Source organism: Pseudomonas sp. NPDC086581, assembly GCF_044746165.1.
Classification (GTDB): Bacteria; Pseudomonadota; Gammaproteobacteria; order Pseudomonadales; family Pseudomonadaceae; genus Pseudomonas.
The window spans coordinates 214,906-233,090 of record NZ_JBIVBR010000013.1; the positions used below are offsets into that span (position 1 = coordinate 214,906).

Here is an 18,185-nt window from a genome sequence, read left to right on the forward strand (position 1 = left end):
TTCCTCTACCGGCGCAGCACGCTGTATCTGCTGATGCTGCTGATCCCGCCGCTGCTGTGGTTCGGGGTGATCTACATCGGCTCGCTGTTCGCCTTGCTCTGGCAGAGTTTCTACACCTTCGACGACTTCACCATGGCGGTGACGCCGGACCTGACCCTGGCCAACTACCAGGCCCTGTTCAACCCGGCCAACTACGACATCGTCCTGCGCACCTTCAGCATGGCGATTACCGTGTCGGTGGCCAGCGCCGTCCTCGCCTTCCCCATCGCCTACTACATGGCGCGCTACGCCGGGCCGAAGGAGAAGGCGTTCTTCTACATCGCGGTGATGCTGCCGATGTGGGCCAGCTACATCGTCAAGGCCTACGCCTGGACAGTGATCCTGGCCAAGGGCGGCATCCTCTATTGGGTGATCGAGCACCTGCACCTGCTCGGCCTGCTGGACCTGCTGTTGCAAGTGCCAGCCGTGGGCGGCAACACGCTGTCCACCTCGCACCTGGGCCGTTTCTGGGTGTTCACCTACGTCTGGCTGCCGTTCATGATCCTGCCGATCCAGGCCGCCCTGGAACGCCTGCCGCCCTCGCTGCTGCAAGCCTCGGCGGACCTCGGTGCGCACCCGCGGCAGACCTTCTTCCAGGTGATCCTGCCGCTGGCCTTCCCCGGCGTGGTGGCGGGCTCGATCTTCACCTTCAGCCTGACCCTGGGCGACTTCATCATCCCGCAACTGGTCGGCCCCAGCGGGCTGTTCATCGGCACCATGGTCTACGTGCAGCAGGGCGCGGTGGGCAACATGCCGCTGGCGGCGGCCTTCACCCTGGTGCCCATCGTGCTGATCGCCGTCTACCTGTCCATCGCCAAGCGACTGGGGGCCTTCGATGCGCTCTGACGCACACTCCACCGATCGGCCCTCCTGGCTCCTGCGCTTGGCGGCCTGGGGCGGGCTGGTGTTCCTGCACTTCCCGATCCTGGTGATCCTGCTCTACGCGTTCAACACCGAGGAGTCGGCCTACAGCTTCCCGCTGCAGGGCTTCACCCTGAAGTGGTTCAGCATTGCTTTCCAGCGCGGCGACGTGCTCGACGCCATCTGGCTGTCGGTGAAGATCGCCTGCGTCGCCACGTTGATCGCCATGGTCCTCGGCACCCTGGCCGCTGGCGCGCTGTACCGCCGCGACTTCTTCGGCAAGGAGAGCATCTCGCTGATGCTGATCCTGCCCATCGCGCTGCCCGGCATCATCACCGGTATCGCCCTGCTGTCGGCGTTCAAGACGCTGGGGATCGAACCCGGCTTCCTGACCATCGTCATCGGCCACGCGACCTTCTGCGTGGTGATCGTCTACAACAACGTGATCGCCCGCTTCCGCCGCACCTCCTTCAGCCTGATCGAAGCGAGCATGGACCTGGGTGCCGACGGCTGGCAGACCTTCCGCTACATCATCCTGCCGAACATCGCCACGGCGCTGCTGGCCGGCGGCATGCTGGCCTTCGCCCTGTCGTTCGACGAGATCATCGTCACCACCTTCACCGCCGGCCACGAGCGCACCCTGCCGCTGTGGCTGCTCAACCAGCTGAGTCGCCCGCGCGACGTGCCCATCACCAACGTCGTCGCCATGCTGGTGATGCTCGCCACCATGCTGCCCATTCTTGGCGCCTACTACCTGACGCGCGGGACCAGCGACGTGGCGGGGGGCGGGAAATGAATCCTGGCGTTTTGCGAAGCGCCCTCTCCCCCGCCCTCTCCCTGAAGGGAGAGGGAGCATCCGTGCAGCGGGATACCACCGCGCAGAGGACAGCCCCCTCTCCCTCAGGAGCGGGGCGCGCAGCCAGGGTTGGGGTGAGGGGAAACCCATTGAAGGAGGAGCCCCCATGCAAACCAAACTCCTGATCAACGGCCAGTTCGTCGCCGGCGAAGGCGCCCCGCTGGACATCCTCAACCCCGCCACCGGCGCCGTGATCGGCCAGATCGCCGAGGCCAGCGAAGCCCAGGTGGACAGCGCCGTGCGCGCCGCCGACGCAGCCTTCGACGGTTGGTCGCAGACCGCCCCGAAAGACCGCGCCATGCTCCTGCTGCGCCTCGCTGACCGCATCGAGGAACACGCCGAGGAACTGGCCCGGCTGGAATCCGACAACTGCGGCAAGCCCTACGCCGCCGCGTTGAACGACGAGATCCCGGCCATCGCCGACGTGTTCCGCTTCTTCGCCGGCGCCTGCCGCGTGCTGCCCGGCTCCGCCGCCGGCGAGTATTTGCCCGGCTTCACCTCGATGATCCGCCGCGACCCGGTGGGCGTGGTCGCCTCCATCGCGCCGTGGAACTACCCGCTGATGATGGCCGCGTGGAAGCTCGGCCCGGCGCTCGCCGCCGGCAACTGCGTGGTGCTCAAGCCTTCCGAGCAGACGCCGCTGACTGCCCTGCGGGTGGCCGAATTCATCGCCGAGCTGTTCCCCGCCGGCGTGGTCAACCTGGTGTTCGGCCGCGGCCCGAGCGTGGGCGCGCCGCTGGTCAGCCATGATCTGGTGCGCATGGTTTCGCTGACCGGCTCCGTAGGCACCGGCAAGGCCATCATCAAGAGCGCCGCCGACAGCGTGAAGCGCCTGCATATGGAGCTGGGCGGCAAGGCCCCGGTGATCGTCTTCGACGACGCCGACCTGGAAGACGTGATCGCCGGCATCCGCACCTTCGGCTTCTACAACGCCGGGCAGGACTGCACCGCCGCGTGCCGCATCTATGCCGGAAAGAAGGTGTACGACAACTTCGTCGCCGACCTCGCCAGCGCCGTGTCGAGCCTGAAGACGGGCTTGCAGAACGACCCCGGTACCGAACTCGGCCCGCTGATCACTGCGGCCCAGCGCGACCGCGTGTCCGGCTTCGTCGAGCGCGCCAAGGCCAGCCCGCACATCCAGATCGCCACGGGTGGCAAAGTGGTCAGTGGCAACGGCTTCTTCTACGAACCGACGGTGGTGGCCAACGCGCAGCAGGACGACGAGATCGTCCGCCGCGAAGTGTTCGGTCCGGTGGTATCGGTGACCCCGTTCAGCGACGCCGACGAAGCCGTGCGCTGGGCCAACGACTCCGACTACGGACTGGCCTCGTCGGTGTGGACGAAGGATGTCGGCCGCGCCTCACGGGTGGCGGCGCGGCTGCAGTACGGCTGCACCTGGGTGAACACCCACTTCATGTTGTGCAGCGAGATGCCCCACGGCGGCTTCAAGCAGTCCGGCTACGGCAAGGACCTGTCCATGTATGGCCTGGAGGACTACACCGTCGCGCGGCACATCATGTTCAAGCATTGAGCTGCACGGGAGTGTTTTACCTGTAGGAGCGTCGCCGCAGCGTAGAGCGGACTCCGCCCTCGATGGCTCGCCGCCGTGCCGAAACAGCAGGATCAGACCAACCCGGCCAGCTTCAGCCAATGCTGGTAGAACCCCTCCGCCACGCGGTTCATCGCCGCGACCTTCTGCGGCAGCTCGGCCAGCATCGCTTCCGCGCACTCCTGGCTCGGCTGGCTGGGGTCCTGGTATTCCGGGAAGCCATTGACCCAACCGCTCACCAGCTCCTCGGTCATCTCCGGATGGCCCTGCAGGCCAAGAATACGGTCGCCGAAGCTGAAGCCCTGGTTCTCGCACCAGGGGCTGGACAGCAAGCGGGTGGCGCCTTCGGGAATGTCGAAGGTATCGCCATGCCACTGGTAGATCGAGAATTCCTCGGGAAGGTGCGCCAGCCACGGACTCTGCCCTTCCTGGCGGCGCATCGGCTGCCAGCCCATCTCGGTGTACGGCAGGCGGTGGATATCGGCGCCGAGCGCCTTGGCCAGCAGCTGGCCGCCCAGGCAGTGGCCGATCATCGGTACGTCGCGCTCGATGAAGCGACGGATTGCGCTGATCTCGTCCCGCAGCCATGGCAGGTCATCGTTCACGCTCATGGGCCCGCCCATGATGGCAACGGCTTTTGGCCGCTCCAGGTCGTAGCCCTGCAACTCGCCCAGGTCGGCACGGCGTACATCGAACGGCAATTGCAGACGGTCGAGCAGCGCGCCCAGGTGGCCGGGCGGGCAGAAATCGACGTGGGTCAGGATCAGGATATCGGTCATGGTCACCTCCGCGCGGCAGTCTGCCGCATCGGTGGCGATGAGGAAACCGGGCGTGCCCGCAAGCTCGTCCTTGCACGGCTGCCGCCCTGGAGACGTTTGCCGGGCGAAGAAAGGCGCGCCGTCACAGTTGGCAACGGCGCGCATTTTCATTCTTACGGGTAAAGAGCGCGGGTAGAAGATCGGCCGTCGAAAGACGGCTCAACGACGTGTTGCGATCAACGCAGGGAGGTGACCTCCTGGGTCACGCCCCATCCATCGAGCGTACCGCCCAGTGGCACCACGACTTCCTCAAGGTCGTGTTCGAAATCGCCGATGGCGGCATGGGTGGCGAACATCACCTTGCTGATCTGCAGGTTCCAGCCGCCGTCATCGCGCGCTTCGACCTGGGTTCTCAGCGACTCTCCGCGAAACTGCCGGGCAGCTTTGCGGGCGTTCTGTTCATCGGAAAAGATGGCGAAAAAGTCGATGGGATGAATACGAGCGAAATCGAAGCCACCTTCCTTCATCCGGCGCAACACGTTGACGCTGATATCCTCCGAGAGGGGCTTTTCCATGGTACGCACCTCCTGTCGAGACGTTCAGAGTGTATTCCCCGCCAACGAACACGCCCTGGGCGGGCATGTTCCGGGCACTTCAGTGTGCCGCCGGGAAACGTCAAATGATGCAACGTCCCCCGAAATGGTGGCCAACTCCGCCGAACGCGCCGAGCGGCGCAGCGGAAATCTCCCAGCCACTTTGCTCAGAGTAGCGCCTGAGGGCGGTACGTGCCGCTCCTTTGACGTTTTGCGCCGTTAGCCGGCGACAGGCGGCGATACCCCAATCCATCGCCGCTAGCCACCCAGCGCGATGCACAAGCCGGTCATGGCGATACCCAGCGCCATGAAGCCGAGTGCACCCGGCCAAGGCGAGTCACCTGACCAACGACTGAGCAACCAGCCCAGGCCAAACAGCATGGCGACGCCGATGCCCTGGGTCACGCGCAGCGCCAGCCGGTCGTCCGGCACCAGCCATAGCGGGAGGATCAGCGGCAGGGTGATACCGGTGACCAGCAGCACGATCAGCAAAGCCGCCAGCCATACCTCGGCACCACCATGACGCAGTTGCCCGGTGCCCAGTTCGGAGCGCATCAGGCGCTGGCGCAGCCGCCAGACTTCGTCGGGTTGCAGCGCGGCCACCAGTCGCGGTGGCAGGAACTCGTCGAGCCCCTCGCGGAAATCGATATCGCTGGAAGTACCGCGCAGGGCACGCAGCCGGCTGTGCTGGTGCACCCGCTCGACCCGCAGGCGTACCAGCAGCATCAGCGCATCCACCAGGCCCCAGGCCAGGTTGCAGCCCAGCGCGGCGACGATCAGGTCCTGCCGGCTCGCCCCTGCACTGGCGGCGGAAATCACCGAGATGATGGTCAGGGTCATGATCACCCCGTAGGTCATCTCGCTGATTCGGTCGAAGGGCGAGGTGATGTCCTGCAGCACGCGCTGCCAGGCCGATGGCTGAGGTTCAGGGTTCTGCTGCATGGGACGGCCTCCTTCGCCGCCCCTGCAGTCTACTCAGGCGCGGCTGAGCCAGGCCATGACCCACCGGTTGATCGCCGGTGGCGACAACTGTCCGGACCAGTACATCGCGCGGAACATCGCACCTATCGGTCGATGCACACCGCCGCTCTGGGCCTGCCGCCACGCGGCCTTGGCGATGTCTTCGGCCACCAGGGTAACGCCGAGGCGACGCAACACCGGCGGCTCGACGGTCTGGCTGGCAACCATCGGCGTGCGCACGAAGGGCGGCATCAGGTCGGCGACGCGGATTCCCAGCTCGCGCCATTCCAGCTCCAGCGCCTCGGTCAGCCCGCGCACGGCGAACTTCGACGCCGAGTAACTGGCCATCAGCGGCACACCGTAGAGCCCGGACGCGGACCCCATGTTCAGCACCTGCGCGCCCTTCGTGCGCTTGAGGAACGGCAGCGCGGCATAGCAGCAATTGAGTACGCCCTGCACATTGATGGCAATGATGCGGTTGTGCTCCGCGAGGCTGATGTCCTCGAAGCGCCCAAAGCGCAGGATGCCCGCGCAGTTGAACAGCAGGCGCAGGTGGCCGCCGTTGGTTTCGGCGAACTCGCGCACCGCCGCCGTCACTGCCTCGGCGTCAGTGACATCCAGCGCTCGCTGCCAGGCGCCGCCCAGTTCGGCAGCCAGAGCCGCCAGCGGTTCGGGATTGAGATCGATCAAGCCTACGCGCCAGCCGCGCTGGTGGAACAGTTTTGCAGTGGCGGCACCGATGCCCGAGGCCGCTCCGCTGATCAGGATGGTGTTCATAGAGGCGTTCCTTGCGGATTGCCGGCCCGCAAGTGCCCGGCGAGGAATTTGGCAACGTCTTGCAACGCACGGTCGGCTACGTCCAGCAGCCCGGCATGAGCCTGGAACACATGCCAGCATCCGGGGAATCGCTGCAATTGCACCGTATTGCCATAGCGCCGCGCGGCATCGGCGAAGCGCAGGCTGTCATTGCGCAGCACCTCGTCCTCGCCAACCTGGATCAGCAGCGGCGGCAGGCCGCTGAGATCGGCGTGCAGCGGCGACAGCTGGGCGTCCGCGCGGGGCACGCCCGGCGGGCAGAACATCTGCATGGCGCTGTCCATCCAGGCGCGGGTGATCAACGGGTCTCCCGCCGCTGGAGCGTGCAGGTGCTCGTTGGAGAGATCGGTCACCGGCGAGAAGGTCACCAGCGCGCCCGGCGCCGGTAAGCCCTGCGCCTTGGCCTCCAAGGCCAGTTGCAGAGTCAGGTGGCCGCCGGCGGAATCCCCCGCCACCGCAATGCCTGGTGCGGAAATGCCCTTGTCCAGCAGAGCGCGGTAGGCCGCCACGGCGTCGTCACGCTGTGCGGGGAAACGGTATTCGGGGGCGAGACGGTAGTCGAGCACCCAGACCTCGGCCTTGCAGCGCCGCGCCAGGTTGGCGGTGATTGCCCGGTGCGTGGCCGGCGAGCCGATCAGGTAGGCGCCGCCGTGCAGATAGAGAATCACCCGGCCCTCGCCCACGCCTTCCGGTCGCCAGACTTCGGCGGGAACACCGCCCAGCGTCGTCTGCTCCCGGTGCACGCCACGCGGCGTCAGCGTGGCGGCCGTCAGCCCGCGCAGCAGGGCGCGCTGCGCCTTCACCGGTAACTGAGGCCCCATCAACCCGCGGAACAGCAGGTTGAGCGCGCCGCGCAGGGTGGCCGTGAGCAGCTTCTGGCGGGTCGATTGCGGCAGTTGCGGTTCAACGGATGCAGTCATAGTCGGCGAACTCCGGCTGACGGGTCTGTTGGCGGTAACGGAAGGTGAAGCCCGGCCAGTTCACGGTGTTGCGTCCGCTGGCGGTCTTGTACCAGCTGCTGCAGCCGCGCTCCCAGATGGTGTGCTGCAGGTCGTGCTGCAACTGGCGGTTGAAGCCCTGTTGCGCTGGCGCCTTGAGGTCCAGGTACTTCAGGCCGTCGTGCTGGATCCGCTGCAGGCAACTGAGCACGTAGGGGAACTGGCTCTCCAGCATGTAGATAATGGAGTTGTGCCCCAGGTTGGTGTTCGGCCCGTAGAGGATGAAGAAGTTGGGGAAGCCGCTGACGCTGATGCCCTTGTAGGCCTCCGCGCCATCGCTCCAGGCCTGGTTCAGCTCGCGCCCGCCCAGGCCGGTGATGCGCATCGGTGCGAGGAACTCGGTGGCGGCGAAACCGGTGCCGTAGATAATCGTGTCCACCGGATGCCGCACACCGTCACGGGTGACGATGGCGTCCTCGGTGACCTCGCGGATACCGGCGTCCACCAGCTTCACGTTGCTGCGCGCCAGCGCCGGGTAATAGTCGTTGCTGATCAGTATGCGCTTGCAGCCCATGGGGTAATCGGGCTCCAGCCGCGCGCGCAGTTGCGGATCGCTGATGCTCTTGCGCATGTGCAGGTGGAAGCTGATCCGCATGATTTTCATCATCGGCGGAAACACGGTGAAGGCTAGAGCGCGTGCCTCGTGCTGGATGTACTTCAGGCCGCGGTCCAGACGCTGCAGCCAGGGCAGGCGCGCCTTGATACGGCGCTCCCAGTCGGCGTAGAGGCGGTCCGGCTTGGGAATCACGTAGGCGGCGCTGCGCTGGAACAGCAGCAACTCGGCCACCTTCGGAGCGATCTGCGGGACGAACTGGATGGCGCTGGCGCCGGTGCCAACCACCGCGACGCGCTTGCCCTCCAGCGGCGTGCCGTGGTCCCACTGCGCGGAGTGGAACGCCTTGCCCTGGAAGCATTCGATGCCCGGCAGCTTCGGGATCAGCGGGCGGCTCAGTTGGCCAAGGGCGCAGACCAGCGACTGGGCGCGCAGCTCCTCGCCATCGGCGCAGATTGCCCGCCACTCGCCGACCGCTTCGTCGAAGCTCGCCTCGCGCACTTCGCAGTTGAAGCGGATGTGCTCGCGCAAGCGGTACTTGTCCGCGCAGTGCCGCGCGTAGTCGAGGATTTCCGCCTGTGGCGCGAACTTACGCGACCAGTCGGCCTTGGGTTCGAAGGAGAACGAATACAGGTGCGAAGGCACGTCGCAGGCGGCGCCCGGATAGACGTTCTCACGCCAGCAGCCACCGACGTCGGCGGCCTTTTCGAGGATCAGGAAGTCCTGGATACCCGCTTGCTGCAGGCGGATCGCCAGGCCCAGGCCGGCGAAGCCGGCACCGATGATCAGCACGCGCGGGGCGGCCGATCGACGGGAAGGTGTTGTCATTGTTGTGCTCCCGGTTTCGAAGTCCGCACGGCGGCGGATGACAACATCCTAGTGCGACTTCCTACGGCGGGTTATGGCATAGTCGGACATAAAATTGTGACTTTCGGTCACCCCCGATTTTCGGTCATTTGAAAGCCGAGGTTCCGATGCCTGCCACCCCAGCCTGGTCATCCAGGCGCAGCGCCATCAGCGTGCAGCTCATGACCCAGTTCGGCCTCGACCATGGCATGACGTTGGAACAGTGCCTGGACGGCACCGGCCTGGATATCGGCGTGCTCGCCGACCCCGGCGCCGAGGTGGAAGCCGCGCAGGAACTGGAGCTGCTGCGCAACATCAACCGGCAGGTCGGCCAGCGCCCCGGCATCGGCCTCAAGGCCGGTCTGCGCTATCACCTGAATACGTACGGCATCTGGGGCTTCGCCCTGCTCAGCAGCTCGACCTTCCTCAGCGCGGCGCATCTGGGCCTGCGCTACCTCGACCTGACCTACGCCTTCCACCGCATGACGCTGGAGGAGCACGACGGCGAGGCGCATCTGGTGTTGGACGATGCAGCGGTGCCGGAGGACCTGCGCGACTTTCTCATCGACCGCGACGGCGGCGGCGTGCTGCGCATCCAGCGCGACCTGACCAACCAGCCGCCGCCGATCCGCCAGGCGCTGTTCCGCCGCGAGGCGCCGGCCGACCAGCAGCCCTACATCGACGAGCTGGGCGTGACGCCACTCTTTGGCCAGGCAGAGAACCGCATCGTCTTCGACAGCCACATCCTCGACATGCCGCTGCCCGGCGCCAATCCCGAGGTGGCTCGCCGCTGCGAGGAACAGTGCCGCGCCCTTCTCGCCAGGCGCCAGGTGCGCACAGGGCTGTCCGGGCTGATTCGTGATCGGCTGCTGGGTACGCCGGGGCGGCTGCCGGACATGGAACAACTGGCGGACGAACTGCACATGACGTCGCGCACGCTGCGCCGCCGGCTGGAAGCCGAGGGCAGCAGTTATCGCACTTTGCTGGACGAGGTGCGCCAGGCGCTGGCCGAGGAGTTACTGGCCACCGGAGCGATTCGTCTGGAGGAGATTGCCGAGCGGCTCGGCTATGGCGAGGTGTCGAACTTCATCCACGCCTTCCGCCGCTGGAAAGGCGTGACTCCGGGGCGTTTCCGCCGCAACTGAGCGCAGGGCAAACGAGCGCTTAGAAGACCAGCTTGTAGCCGATCATTGCCAGCATCACCGCCAGGCACGGCCGCAGGATGCCGTCCGGAATACGCCCGGCCAGGTGGCTGCCGACGTAGATGCCTGGCAGCGAGCCAATCAGCAGGTAGCCCAGCAGGCCCCAGTCCATGTTGCCCATGCTGGCGTGGCCGAGGCCGGCGACCAGGGTGAGCGGTACGGCGTGGGCGATCTCGGTCCCTACCAGGCGGCGGGTGGCGAGGAAGGGATAGAGGATGAACAGCGCCACGGTGCCCAGCGCACCAGCGCCGATAGAGGTCAACGCGACCATCGCACCGAGGATGGCGCCGGTGATCACGGTCAGGGTGTTCAGCTTCGAGCCGCTGAAGTGGAAGCTGTCGCCGGCATGGCGCTGGGCGAAGGCCAGCACCTGCTTCTTGAACAGCACCGCCAGTGCGGTGAGCAGCAGCACGACGCCCAGGGCGTTTTTGATCACGGCGTTCATCGCCGCGGTATCGGTGTGCAGGCTGTGCAGGAACAGCAGCGTCAGCGCCGCCGCCGGGACACTGCCCAAGGCCAGCCAGCCGGTGATGCGCCAGTCGATGTTGTCGTTGTTGCGGTGAACCAGGACGCCGCCGGACTTGGTGATGGCGGCATAGAGCAGGTCGGTGCCCACTGCGGCAGCGGGATTGATACCGAACCAGAGGAGAATCGGCGTCATCAGCGAACCGCCGCCGACACCAGTCATTCCAACGATAAAGCCAACGACAAGACCCGCGATTACGAAACCGATATTGCCAACATCCATCTACGCGTCCTGACGAAAACTGATCACCTCGTGGTGTGGGCGGCAGGATAACGAGTTTTCTTATAATTCATTAGATCGATATCGTCTTACTTTATAACTTCTTCTTGCCGCGTGTCCGCTTATCTATTCCCACGCCAAGGCTTTGGCAAGCTGCTTCCCCTGCAGGAGCGAGCTTGCTCGCGAACCACACCGTGGCACTGTCCCCAAAGTGCTTCGCGAGCACGCTCACGTCTACGAAATGCCAAAGAAAAAGGGGCCCGAAGGCCCCTTTTTCGCTTACCGCTCGATCACTTCACGTCAGGTTTGCCGTCGACAACACCGGTCTTGTTGTCCAGCAGGGCCTGGGTGGCGGTCTGGATGAAGGATTCCAGACGAGTCTTCATCTCCGACTGCTCCGGCGTGTTCTCGATACGAGTCGCGCCGAAGTCCTTACCCAGCTTGTAGTCATAGACTCGGATGTCGCCTTCCTTAGGCTTGATCAGGATGCGGTTGCCGTAAACCAGCGCCACGTCCTGGCCACTACCCGACGGCTTGATCATGCCGAAGCCCTTGTCGCCCTCAGGCAGGTTCAGCAGGTCCCGGCCCCAGCATTGGTGACGCGCTTCGCCGCCCAGGCGGCCCATGATGGTCGGCACGATGTCGATCTGGGTGCCGACGGTGTCGCGGGTAGCGCCGAACTTCTCCTGGATGCCGGGGGCGATGACCAGCAGCGGTACGTTGAAGCGGAACAGGTCCATCTCGGTCAGCTGCTCGGGAGTACCGAAGCCGTGGTCGCCGACGACCACGAAGATGGTGTCCTTGTAGTACGGAGACTTCTTGGCCTTCTCGAAGAACTGTCCCAGAGACCAGTCGGAGTAGCGCATCGCGGTCAGGTGCTCGTCCAGGCTGCCATAGCCGGTCACCGGCTGTACCGGCAGGTCCTTGGGCAGCGCGTAGGGCACGTGGTTGGACAGGGTCTGCAGCAGCGCATAGAACGGCTTGCCGGTAGCGTGCAGCTTGTCCAGTTCCTCGTTACCGCGGGAGAACATATCCTGGTCGGACACGCCCCACGTCGGGTCGGAGAACACGGGGTTGACGAAGTCATTGCGACCGATGAACGAGGTCATGCCCTGGTTGGCGAAGAAGCCCGACTGGTTGTCCCAGGCGAAATCGCCGTTGTAGACGTAAACATCCTCGAACTTGCGCGCCGACAGCAGCTGCGGCAGGCCGGAGAACTTGTGGCCACCTTCGGGCGTCTGCATCAGGTACTCGAAGCCCGGCAGGTTAGGGAAGCACGCCATGGTGGCGAACATGCCCTGGTGGGTATGGGTGCCGTTGGAGAAGTACTGGGTGAACAGCAGCCCTTCCCTCGCCAACTTGTCGAAGTACGGTGTGATGTTGCCTGGAGCGCCCAGCGCACCAACGTAGTGACCGGCGAAGCTTTCCATCAGGATCACCACGACGTTCTTCACCGGCAGAGTGCCATCGGCCGGCGGCGTGTAGTCGCGGCGAACCGGTGCGTCATCGGCGTCGACCAGCTTGTCGTCCGGCATCACCAGCATCTTGCGCACGGTGGCCAGGGCCTGGTCCTGGGGCAGGGTGGATTTCCAGATGTTGTCGCGGTCTTCGGAGAAGCGGCTCTCGGCAGCCTTGATCAGGCTCAGGGTGCCGTTCAGGCCGAGCTGGTTGGCGAACTGCGAGTCGGTGGTGAAGGCATCGCCCCAGCGAAGCGGCGGGCCCTGGCGCAGAGTGCCGCGGGCAGCGACGACACACAGCACGATCATCACCAGCAGCGCCGCAACGCGGATATACCAGGCGGCAGCCGAAGGACCGCAGGCGGCCGGGCGGGTGGCGCGGTCGATGCCGCGGAAGAGCATGTACAGCAGCCAGGTGGCGATGGCCCAGGCCAGCAGGTAGCGAACCACCGGGTAGCCGTACCAGATCATGCTCATGACCGTCTTCGGGTCTTCGGACATGTACTGGAACACCAGGCTGTTCAGGCGCTGGTGGAATTCACGGTAGAAGTCCATCTCCAGCACACCGAGGAACAGCGTGATGCTCGCGGCAATAGTCAGCCAGGTCTTCCACAGCCAGCGCCAACCCATGGCGCGTACGCTGACCACGGCGAACACCAGCGGCGCGACTATGTAGACCACCGCGCGGATGTCGAAGCGCATGCCGGTGAGGAAGGCTTCGACGAAGGTGGACGCCGGCGTGGTGCCGATCAGCTCGCGGTTGTAGATGAACAGCGCAAGGCGCAGCAGCGAGTACATCACCATCAGCGTAACGACGCTTAGTGCGGTGAATGCCAGGTGGCTGGACACGGTCGGCCGCGTAAGGCTCGCACCGGTCTGGCGGTTGGTCAGGACTTCTGATTGGCCCATTTCTTGGTTCCGTTATGAACGTTCGGGTTCGAAGGAGCGTCGCCATGGCCGGGCAGAACGGCTGCCCGCGCGAGCGCGAAAGGCTGCGGCATTACACCGCAAAAGCAGCGGCGCCGCATTCTATTGTGCGCGCCTTAAGCGGACCTTAAGCCTAGCCGCTGATTCGTTTCGAGATGATGCAAGCGTGAACAGGCGGAGGTGGGACCGCCTGACGGCGGGCATAGTGCCGGGCAGCATGTGAAGAAAGTGTTCCGCCCGGCGGATAACTGCCGCCCCCCCACCCGCCGCGCAGGGGCGCAGCGGGCAGCAGTGGATCAGTCGTTGGCCGGCTTGCCGATGGCCTGCAGCACGTACTGCGGCAGGGCAAAGGCGCCCTGGTGGATGGCCGGGTTGTAGTAGCGGGTCTGGATACCGCTGGCAGCGAAGCGCTGGGCCAGGGCAGCGGCGTCGACCTTGCGCAGCGCCGGGTTGGTCGAACCCCAGGCGAAGGTCATCGAGCCGCCGATGTAGGTCGGCACGGCCGCCTGGTAGAAGTGCCAGTCGGCGAACAGGCCGTTCATGCGGCCGGCGGTGTTGCGCACGGTGTCCAGTTGCATGAACGGCGTGCCGTTCTGCGTCACCAGCACGCCGCCTTCGTTCAGGCAGCGGTGGCAGGCCTGGTAGAAGTTCTCCGAGAACAGCACTTCGCCCGGACCGATCGGGTCGGTGGAGTCGGAGATGATCACGTCGAACTTCTCCGTGGTGGTGGCGACGAAGCGCATGCCGTCGTCGATCACCAGGTTCAGGCGCGCATCGTCGAAGGCCCCCTGGGAATGGTTCGGCAGGAATTCCTTGCACATGTCGACCACGGTGCCGTCAATCTCGACCATGGTGATGTGTTCGACGCTGGCGTGCTTCGACACCTCGCGCAGCATGCCACCGTCGCCGCCACCGATGATCAGCACGCGCTTGGCCGCGCCATGGGCGAGGATCGGCACGTGGGTGAGCATCTCGTGGTAGATGAACTCGTCGGCCTCGGTGGTCTGGATCACGCCGTCCAGCGCCATCACCCGGCCCATGCGGGCATTCTCGAAGATCACCAGGTGCTGGTGCTCGGTGCGCACCTCGTGGAGCATCCTGTCGACGCTGAAACGCTGGCCATAGCCGTCGTAGAGGGTTTCCTGGTAATCGTGCATGCAGTGGGCTCCCGTCGGGACAAGACACAAGGAGGGGACGGCCGGGCCGCCCCGAAAGAGGCGCGCATTCTACGTGCCGGAAGATGACAGGTCGAACCCTGCCGTCGGCGCCCGCTATATAAGGAGCCAGCCGCGCCAGTTTGAAAGTCAGGTGTGGGAGGACAGCCCGGCGCGCAACAGGTAAGGTCGCTGCATGAAAAATTCAGTAGCCGATTCCCACATCATCCGCCTGCCCTACCAGGCCCCCTGGGACTGGCAGCAGTTCCATGACCACTTCGCTCTGCGCAGCCTGGCAGGCGTGGAATGCCTGTCGCCTCGACGCTACGCCCGCAGCGTGCGCCTCGGCGCGGACAGCGGCTGGTTCAGCGTCACCCCGCTGGACGATAGCGCCGAGCTGGAACTGGAACTGCACCTGCCGGCCCATCACAGCGAGGCACTGACGACGCGGGTGCGCAAGATGTTCGACCTGGACAGCAACCCCGCGCACATCGCCGGGCACCTGGGCGTCGATGCCGTCCTCGGCCCGCTCCTGCTGCAAGCCCCCGGCCTGCGCCTGCCGACCGCGTTCGACCCGTTCGAGCAGGCCGTGCGCGCCATCGTCGGCCAGCAGGTCACGGTGAAAGCCGCGGTGACCATCGTCGGGCGGCTGGTGCAGCGTCTGGGCGAGACGTTGCCCGGAGAAGTCGAAGGCCAGCCAACCCGCCTGTTCCCGACGCCCGAGGCCCTGGCCGAAGCCGACCTCGCCGGTATCGGCATGCCGGGCAAACGGGTGGAGACTTTGCAGCGCTTCTCCGCCGCCTGCGCCAGCGGCGCGCTGGCGCTGCACGTGGACGACGGCGCCGAGGACCTGGTGAAACGCCTCTGCGCCCTCCCCGGCATCGGCCCCTGGACCGCCGAGTACGTCGCCCTGCGCGCCTTCGGCGATCCGGACGCCTTCCCCGCCGCCGACCTGGGCCTGCTCAAGTCGCCGGTATGGGGCGCCGACGGCATCACCGCCCGCGAACTGCAACGCCGCGCCGAAGCCTGGCGCCCCTGGCGCGCCTACGCCGCCGTCTATCTGTGGCACGCCTATTCCCAAGCCGGCCGCACCGGAGGATGACCATGCACTACCGCTACCACGACAGCCCCACCGGCCGCCTGCTGCTGGCCGGCGACGAGGGCGGCCTGCGAATGCTCTACATGGACCTGGAGACGCGCCACTATCCCGAACCGCACTGGCAACAGGGCAGCCCGTTGCTGGACGAAGTGGCGCGACAGCTGGACGAATATTTCGCCGGCAAGCGCCAGCGTTTCGATGTGCGCCTCAATACAGGCGGCACCGAGTTCCAGCGCCAGGTCTGGCAGGCACTGGTGGAGATTCCGTACGGCTACACCACCGTCTATGCGGAACTCGCGCGGCGCATCGGCCGGCCCACGGCAATCCGCGCAGTGGGTGCGGCCAACGGTGCCAACCCGATCAGCATCATCGTCCCCTGCCACCGAGTGATCGGCAGCAACGGCAGCCTCACCGGTTATGCCGGCGGCCTGCCGCGCAAGGAGCTGTTGTTGCGCCTGGAAGGAGCGCTGGAAAGGGCCTAGCTAGAAATCGAAAGCGGTCTGCGCTGCCTGCGGGTCCACGTAACCTTCCAGCGCCAGCATGCGCATCTTCGACGTACTGCCGCCCGGCGCGGAGAAGCCGCCAGTCTTGCCGCCACTGGCGAGCACACGGTGGCACGGGATGATCAGCGGGATCGGATTGTTGCCCATCGCCTGACCCACCGCGCGGGACAAGCCGACATCACCCAGGCGCCGGGCGATCTCGCCGTAGGTCGTGGTTTCGCCGCGCCCCAGCTGGAGAATGTCGTCGTAGACCCGGCGGTGAAAACCGCTCACCGCGGAAAGGTCCAGTGGCAGATTGCCGAAGGACACTGCCTCGCCCCGCGCATACCCCAGGATCAGCTGGCGCGCCTCGTCGATGAACGCCGGCCAGTGGGCAGTTTCGCTGCCGAGCTTGTCGAAGCGCTCGCGCACGCCGTGCACGGCGTCGCCGGGCAGATAGGCGCGCGTGATCCCTTGCGGGCTCCAGGCGAGCCCGAACCAGCCGAGGTCTGTTTCGATCAGGCAGTAATGCATCGGATGAGTCTCTATCCCTGCGCCCTATCCCGCAACTCTTTCCGCCTTCAGCACGACTTCGCACCAGCACCGCAACTCTGCGCCGATGGCGCTGGCCGGGTCGCCCTGGCGCTCGAAGGCCCACCATAGCTGCGCGCCCTGCCATTGGCTGGCCATCAGCCGGCCGAGTACCGGTTGCCTCAGCGGGTCATCGCTCAATCGCCGCCCCAATGCCTTGGCCAACGTGGCGCCCCACTGCGCACCGCGCTCTCGCAGCAGCGGATCGCGCATGTCTTCCCTCAGGATCAGCAGGCCTTCGGCGTAATCCGTCTCGCCCTCGCCCACTGGGAACATCGCCACGAGCATCTGCACAGCACCTTCCGGGCTCAGTTCGGCGCTCTCGTCCAGGCGCGCGGTCTGCTCATCCAGTTGATCCCAGGCGCGCAGCAGCGCGGCACGAAGAAACTCGGCCTTGGTTGCATATCGCTGCACCAGCGTCGCGGCGGACAGCCCGACCTCGCGGCCGACAGCGGCGAAGGTCACCGCCTCCGGCCCTTCACGCAGCATCAGCGCCATGGCGGCGTCGAGTATCGCTTCGTCACTTACCGTCTTGGTTCGAGCCATGCCAACCTCTTTTATAAATGAGCATTCATTTATATATTGGTGCAAAGCTTACCTAGGGAGCCCCCACATGGCCAGGATTCTGGGCTACATCGCCAGCAGCCTCGACGGCTTCATTGCCACCCCGGAACACGGGCTGGACTGGCTGTTCAAGCATGACCAACTGCAGCTGGGCGAACACGACTACAGCCTGTTCCTCCAGCGCATTCGCGTGGTCGTCATGGGCCGTGCGACCTACGACTTCCTCGCCGCCGATCCCGGCCCCTGGCCCTACGGCGCACAACGCGTGCTGGTGGTGACTTCTCGCCCCATCGATGACCCGAAGGGCCCGCTGGAAATCCGCAGCGATGTCGACGCGCTGGTCGCGGAGCTGCGAGCGCAGGAGGATGGCGACGTGTGGATGCTCGGCGGCGGCCAGTTGCAAATGGCCTTCCTCGAGCGCGGGGCGCTGGATGAGCTGGAGGTCTACGTGATGCCGGAGATCATCGGCGGCGGCTTCCCGCTGTTTCCGGCGACCGGTCTGCGAATGTCGCCGACATTGCTGTCGGCCAAGGTCATCGAGCCGGGGTGCGTGCGGATGCATTATCGGTTTGATTGATGGAGGCTCCGGAGCAACGCGGTTCGCGAGCAAGCTCGCTCCTACGAAAAGCCGCACACCGCTCTGGCTCTGGCTCTGGCTCTGGCTCTGGCTCAGAAAGAATTCCAGAGAAATACCCGCGCACTCCGAACGCCCCGTTCAGGAGGCCTCGTTGAATTGGAGTTTCAGGGGTTGAGCGACATGGATGTCGCGAGAGCGTTGTCGGGCCAGGGATGGCCCGTCAACGCGGGCCCCTGAAACTTCGATTCAACGAGGGTATTTTCCGCCTAGGCGAAAAACCGGATGTCCGGGGCAAGACCTTTGCCTACTTTGCGTCGTTTGGCAAAGTAGGTCGCCAGGGGGGGCGAAACACGAAGTCCGCGCGCACGCCGAAGCGACGCAGAAATACCCAAGCTAACGCAGCAATACAGGACCAACATCGGGGCGGAAAGAGGCGCCGGCCCTGCCGGCGGATCGCGGGCAGGGCCCGCTTGTATGGCGTTAGGGTAGGAACCTGTCGGGGGTGGAGGGACAAGACCCGCTTCTGCAAGCCAGACGGTAGGAGACTTCCCCCACCCA

At 65.5% G+C, this 18,185-nt stretch carries 18 protein-coding genes; 7 read left to right on the plus strand and 11 right to left on the minus strand.

What is annotated here, in order from left to right; all coding sequences use genetic code 11:
• Positions 1 to 33: 33 nt before the first annotated feature.
• From ACIPK7_RS24765 to ACIPK7_RS24775, 3 genes are all read left to right on the plus strand, one after another.
• Positions 34 to 885 carry an ABC transporter permease gene (locus tag ACIPK7_RS24765; RefSeq protein WP_225614938.1) on the plus strand — a complete coding sequence of 284 codons (852 nt, stop codon included), beginning with the start codon at positions 34 to 36 and terminating at the stop codon, positions 883 to 885.
• Entirely contained in the window at positions 875 to 1,696 is an 822-nt protein-coding gene (locus ACIPK7_RS24770; RefSeq protein WP_401090788.1) for an ABC transporter permease, read from the plus strand. Before ACIPK7_RS24765 ends, ACIPK7_RS24770 begins: the two co-directional genes overlap by 11 nt.
• 166 nt (positions 1,697 to 1,862) lie before the next feature.
• Positions 1,863 to 3,287, plus strand: coding sequence for a gamma-aminobutyraldehyde dehydrogenase (locus tag ACIPK7_RS24775; protein WP_401090790.1), 1,425 nt, complete (start codon positions 1,863 to 1,865; stop codon positions 3,285 to 3,287).
• Positions 3,288 to 3,379: 92 nt separating this feature from the next.
• Here ACIPK7_RS24775 and ACIPK7_RS24780 read toward each other — a convergent pair whose 3' ends face one another.
• The 6 genes from ACIPK7_RS24780 to ACIPK7_RS24805 form a co-directional block, all read right to left on the minus strand.
• Positions 3,380 to 4,084: a type 1 glutamine amidotransferase gene (locus tag ACIPK7_RS24780; RefSeq protein ID WP_401090792.1), complete on the minus strand. Its 705-nt coding sequence runs from the start codon at positions 4,082 to 4,084 to the stop codon at positions 3,380 to 3,382.
• Between the two features lie 215 nt (positions 4,085 to 4,299).
• Positions 4,300 to 4,638 carry a ribonuclease E inhibitor RraB gene (locus tag ACIPK7_RS24785; RefSeq protein WP_045208619.1) on the minus strand — a complete coding sequence of 113 codons (339 nt, stop codon included), beginning with the start codon at positions 4,636 to 4,638 and terminating at the stop codon, positions 4,300 to 4,302.
• 276 nt (positions 4,639 to 4,914) lie between these two features.
• Positions 4,915 to 5,598, minus strand: a complete 684-nt coding sequence (locus tag ACIPK7_RS24790) for a VIT1/CCC1 transporter family protein (protein ID WP_401090794.1) — start codon at positions 5,596 to 5,598, stop codon at positions 4,915 to 4,917.
• Between the two features lie 33 nt (positions 5,599 to 5,631).
• Positions 5,632 to 6,393, minus strand: coding sequence for an SDR family oxidoreductase (locus tag ACIPK7_RS24795; protein ID WP_192433812.1), 762 nt, complete (start codon positions 6,391 to 6,393; stop codon positions 5,632 to 5,634).
• Positions 6,390 to 7,352, minus strand: coding sequence for an alpha/beta hydrolase (locus tag ACIPK7_RS24800; RefSeq protein ID WP_401090796.1), 963 nt, complete (start codon positions 7,350 to 7,352; stop codon positions 6,390 to 6,392). Before ACIPK7_RS24800 ends, ACIPK7_RS24795 begins: the two co-directional genes overlap by 4 nt.
• Positions 7,336 to 8,811 (minus strand): NAD(P)/FAD-dependent oxidoreductase, encoded by a 1,476-nt coding sequence (locus ACIPK7_RS24805; protein WP_192433816.1) that lies wholly within the window; start codon positions 8,809 to 8,811, stop codon positions 7,336 to 7,338. Before ACIPK7_RS24805 ends, ACIPK7_RS24800 begins: the two co-directional genes overlap by 17 nt.
• Before the next feature lie 146 nt (positions 8,812 to 8,957).
• Here ACIPK7_RS24805 and ACIPK7_RS24810 point away from each other — a divergent pair, with 146 nt between their 5' ends.
• Positions 8,958 to 9,974 (plus strand): AraC family transcriptional regulator, encoded by a 1,017-nt coding sequence (locus ACIPK7_RS24810; RefSeq protein ID WP_401090798.1) that lies wholly within the window; start codon positions 8,958 to 8,960, stop codon positions 9,972 to 9,974.
• A 19-nt stretch (positions 9,975 to 9,993) separates the two neighbouring features.
• Here the strand turns inward: ACIPK7_RS24810 and ACIPK7_RS24815 are convergent, their stop codons facing one another.
• The 3 genes from ACIPK7_RS24815 to speE all read right to left on the minus strand — a co-directional run bounded on the left by ACIPK7_RS24815 (position 9,994) and on the right by speE (position 14,317).
• Positions 9,994 to 10,779: a sulfite exporter TauE/SafE family protein gene (locus tag ACIPK7_RS24815; protein WP_192433820.1), complete on the minus strand. Its 786-nt coding sequence runs from the start codon at positions 10,777 to 10,779 to the stop codon at positions 9,994 to 9,996.
• 287 nt (positions 10,780 to 11,066) lie between these two features.
• Complete coding sequence (locus ACIPK7_RS24820) at positions 11,067 to 13,142, minus strand: LTA synthase family protein (protein ID WP_401090800.1); 2,076 nt, start codon at positions 13,140 to 13,142, stop codon at positions 11,067 to 11,069.
• Positions 13,143 to 13,456: 314 nt separating this feature from the next.
• Entirely contained in the window at positions 13,457 to 14,317 is an 861-nt protein-coding gene (speE, locus tag ACIPK7_RS24825; RefSeq protein ID WP_401090802.1) for a polyamine aminopropyltransferase, read from the minus strand.
• Between the two features lie 193 nt (positions 14,318 to 14,510).
• Here speE and ACIPK7_RS24830 point away from each other — a divergent pair, with 193 nt between their 5' ends.
• Both ACIPK7_RS24830 and ACIPK7_RS24835 read left to right on the plus strand, forming a co-directional pair.
• A complete protein-coding gene (locus tag ACIPK7_RS24830) occupies positions 14,511 to 15,416 on the plus strand; it encodes a DNA-3-methyladenine glycosylase family protein (protein ID WP_401090804.1) in 906 nt (301 codons plus the stop codon).
• A gap of 2 nt (positions 15,417 to 15,418) precedes the next feature.
• Entirely contained in the window at positions 15,419 to 15,895 is a 477-nt protein-coding gene (locus ACIPK7_RS24835) for a methylated-DNA--[protein]-cysteine S-methyltransferase (RefSeq protein WP_192433828.1), read from the plus strand.
• On the opposite strand, the gene ACIPK7_RS24840 is transcribed toward ACIPK7_RS24835, so the two are convergent.
• Positions 15,896 to 16,429 carry a methylated-DNA--[protein]-cysteine S-methyltransferase gene (locus ACIPK7_RS24840; RefSeq protein ID WP_192433830.1) on the minus strand — a complete coding sequence of 178 codons (534 nt, stop codon included), beginning with the start codon at positions 16,427 to 16,429 and terminating at the stop codon, positions 15,896 to 15,898. It abuts the gene before it with no gap.
• Positions 16,430 to 16,453: 24 nt separating this feature from the next.
• Positions 16,454 to 17,032, minus strand: a complete 579-nt coding sequence (locus ACIPK7_RS24845) for a TetR family transcriptional regulator (RefSeq protein WP_401090806.1) — start codon at positions 17,030 to 17,032, stop codon at positions 16,454 to 16,456.
• 67 nt (positions 17,033 to 17,099) lie between these two features.
• Between ACIPK7_RS24845 and ACIPK7_RS24850 the strand changes: the two genes are divergently transcribed.
• The gene (locus tag ACIPK7_RS24850; RefSeq protein WP_401090808.1) at positions 17,100 to 17,627 is read left to right on the plus strand and encodes a dihydrofolate reductase family protein; all 528 of its coding nucleotides are present in this window, start codon (positions 17,100 to 17,102) and stop codon (positions 17,625 to 17,627) included.
• Positions 17,628 to 18,185 lie beyond the last annotated feature (558 nt).

What these genes read in the sequence shown, in the direction of transcription:
- ACIPK7_RS24765 (WP_225614938.1), top strand. Translation starts at nt 34, where the DNA reads ATGCTGCTGATCCCGCCGCTGCTGTGGTTCGGGGTGATCTACATCGGC.
- ACIPK7_RS24770 (WP_401090788.1), top strand. Translation starts at nt 875, where the DNA reads ATGCGCTCTGACGCACACTCCACCGATCGGCCCTCCTGGCTCCTGCGC.
- ACIPK7_RS24775 (WP_401090790.1), top strand. Translation starts at nt 1,863, where the DNA reads ATGCAAACCAAACTCCTGATCAACGGCCAGTTCGTCGCCGGCGAAGGC.
- ACIPK7_RS24780 (WP_401090792.1), bottom strand. Translation starts at nt 4,084, where the DNA reads ATGACCGATATCCTGATCCTGACCCACGTCGATTTCTGCCCGCCCGGC.
- ACIPK7_RS24785 (WP_045208619.1), bottom strand. Translation starts at nt 4,638, where the DNA reads ATGGAAAAGCCCCTCTCGGAGGATATCAGCGTCAACGTGTTGCGCCGG.
- ACIPK7_RS24790 (WP_401090794.1), bottom strand. Translation starts at nt 5,598, where the DNA reads ATGCAGCAGAACCCTGAACCTCAGCCATCGGCCTGGCAGCGCGTGCTG.
- ACIPK7_RS24795 (WP_192433812.1), bottom strand. Translation starts at nt 6,393, where the DNA reads ATGAACACCATCCTGATCAGCGGAGCGGCCTCGGGCATCGGTGCCGCC.
- ACIPK7_RS24800 (WP_401090796.1), bottom strand. Translation starts at nt 7,352, where the DNA reads ATGACTGCATCCGTTGAACCGCAACTGCCGCAATCGACCCGCCAGAAG.
- ACIPK7_RS24805 (WP_192433816.1), bottom strand. Translation starts at nt 8,811, where the DNA reads ATGACAACACCTTCCCGTCGATCGGCCGCCCCGCGCGTGCTGATCATC.
- ACIPK7_RS24810 (WP_401090798.1), top strand. Translation starts at nt 8,958, where the DNA reads ATGCCTGCCACCCCAGCCTGGTCATCCAGGCGCAGCGCCATCAGCGTG.
- ACIPK7_RS24815 (WP_192433820.1), bottom strand. Translation starts at nt 10,779, where the DNA reads ATGGATGTTGGCAATATCGGTTTCGTAATCGCGGGTCTTGTCGTTGGC.
- ACIPK7_RS24820 (WP_401090800.1), bottom strand. Translation starts at nt 13,142, where the DNA reads ATGGGCCAATCAGAAGTCCTGACCAACCGCCAGACCGGTGCGAGCCTT.
- speE (WP_401090802.1), bottom strand. Translation starts at nt 14,317, where the DNA reads ATGCACGATTACCAGGAAACCCTCTACGACGGCTATGGCCAGCGTTTC.
- ACIPK7_RS24830 (WP_401090804.1), top strand. Translation starts at nt 14,511, where the DNA reads ATGAAAAATTCAGTAGCCGATTCCCACATCATCCGCCTGCCCTACCAG.
- ACIPK7_RS24835 (WP_192433828.1), top strand. Translation starts at nt 15,419, where the DNA reads ATGCACTACCGCTACCACGACAGCCCCACCGGCCGCCTGCTGCTGGCC.
- ACIPK7_RS24840 (WP_192433830.1), bottom strand. Translation starts at nt 16,429, where the DNA reads ATGCATTACTGCCTGATCGAAACAGACCTCGGCTGGTTCGGGCTCGCC.
- ACIPK7_RS24845 (WP_401090806.1), bottom strand. Translation starts at nt 17,032, where the DNA reads ATGGCTCGAACCAAGACGGTAAGTGACGAAGCGATACTCGACGCCGCC.
- ACIPK7_RS24850 (WP_401090808.1), top strand. Translation starts at nt 17,100, where the DNA reads ATGGCCAGGATTCTGGGCTACATCGCCAGCAGCCTCGACGGCTTCATT.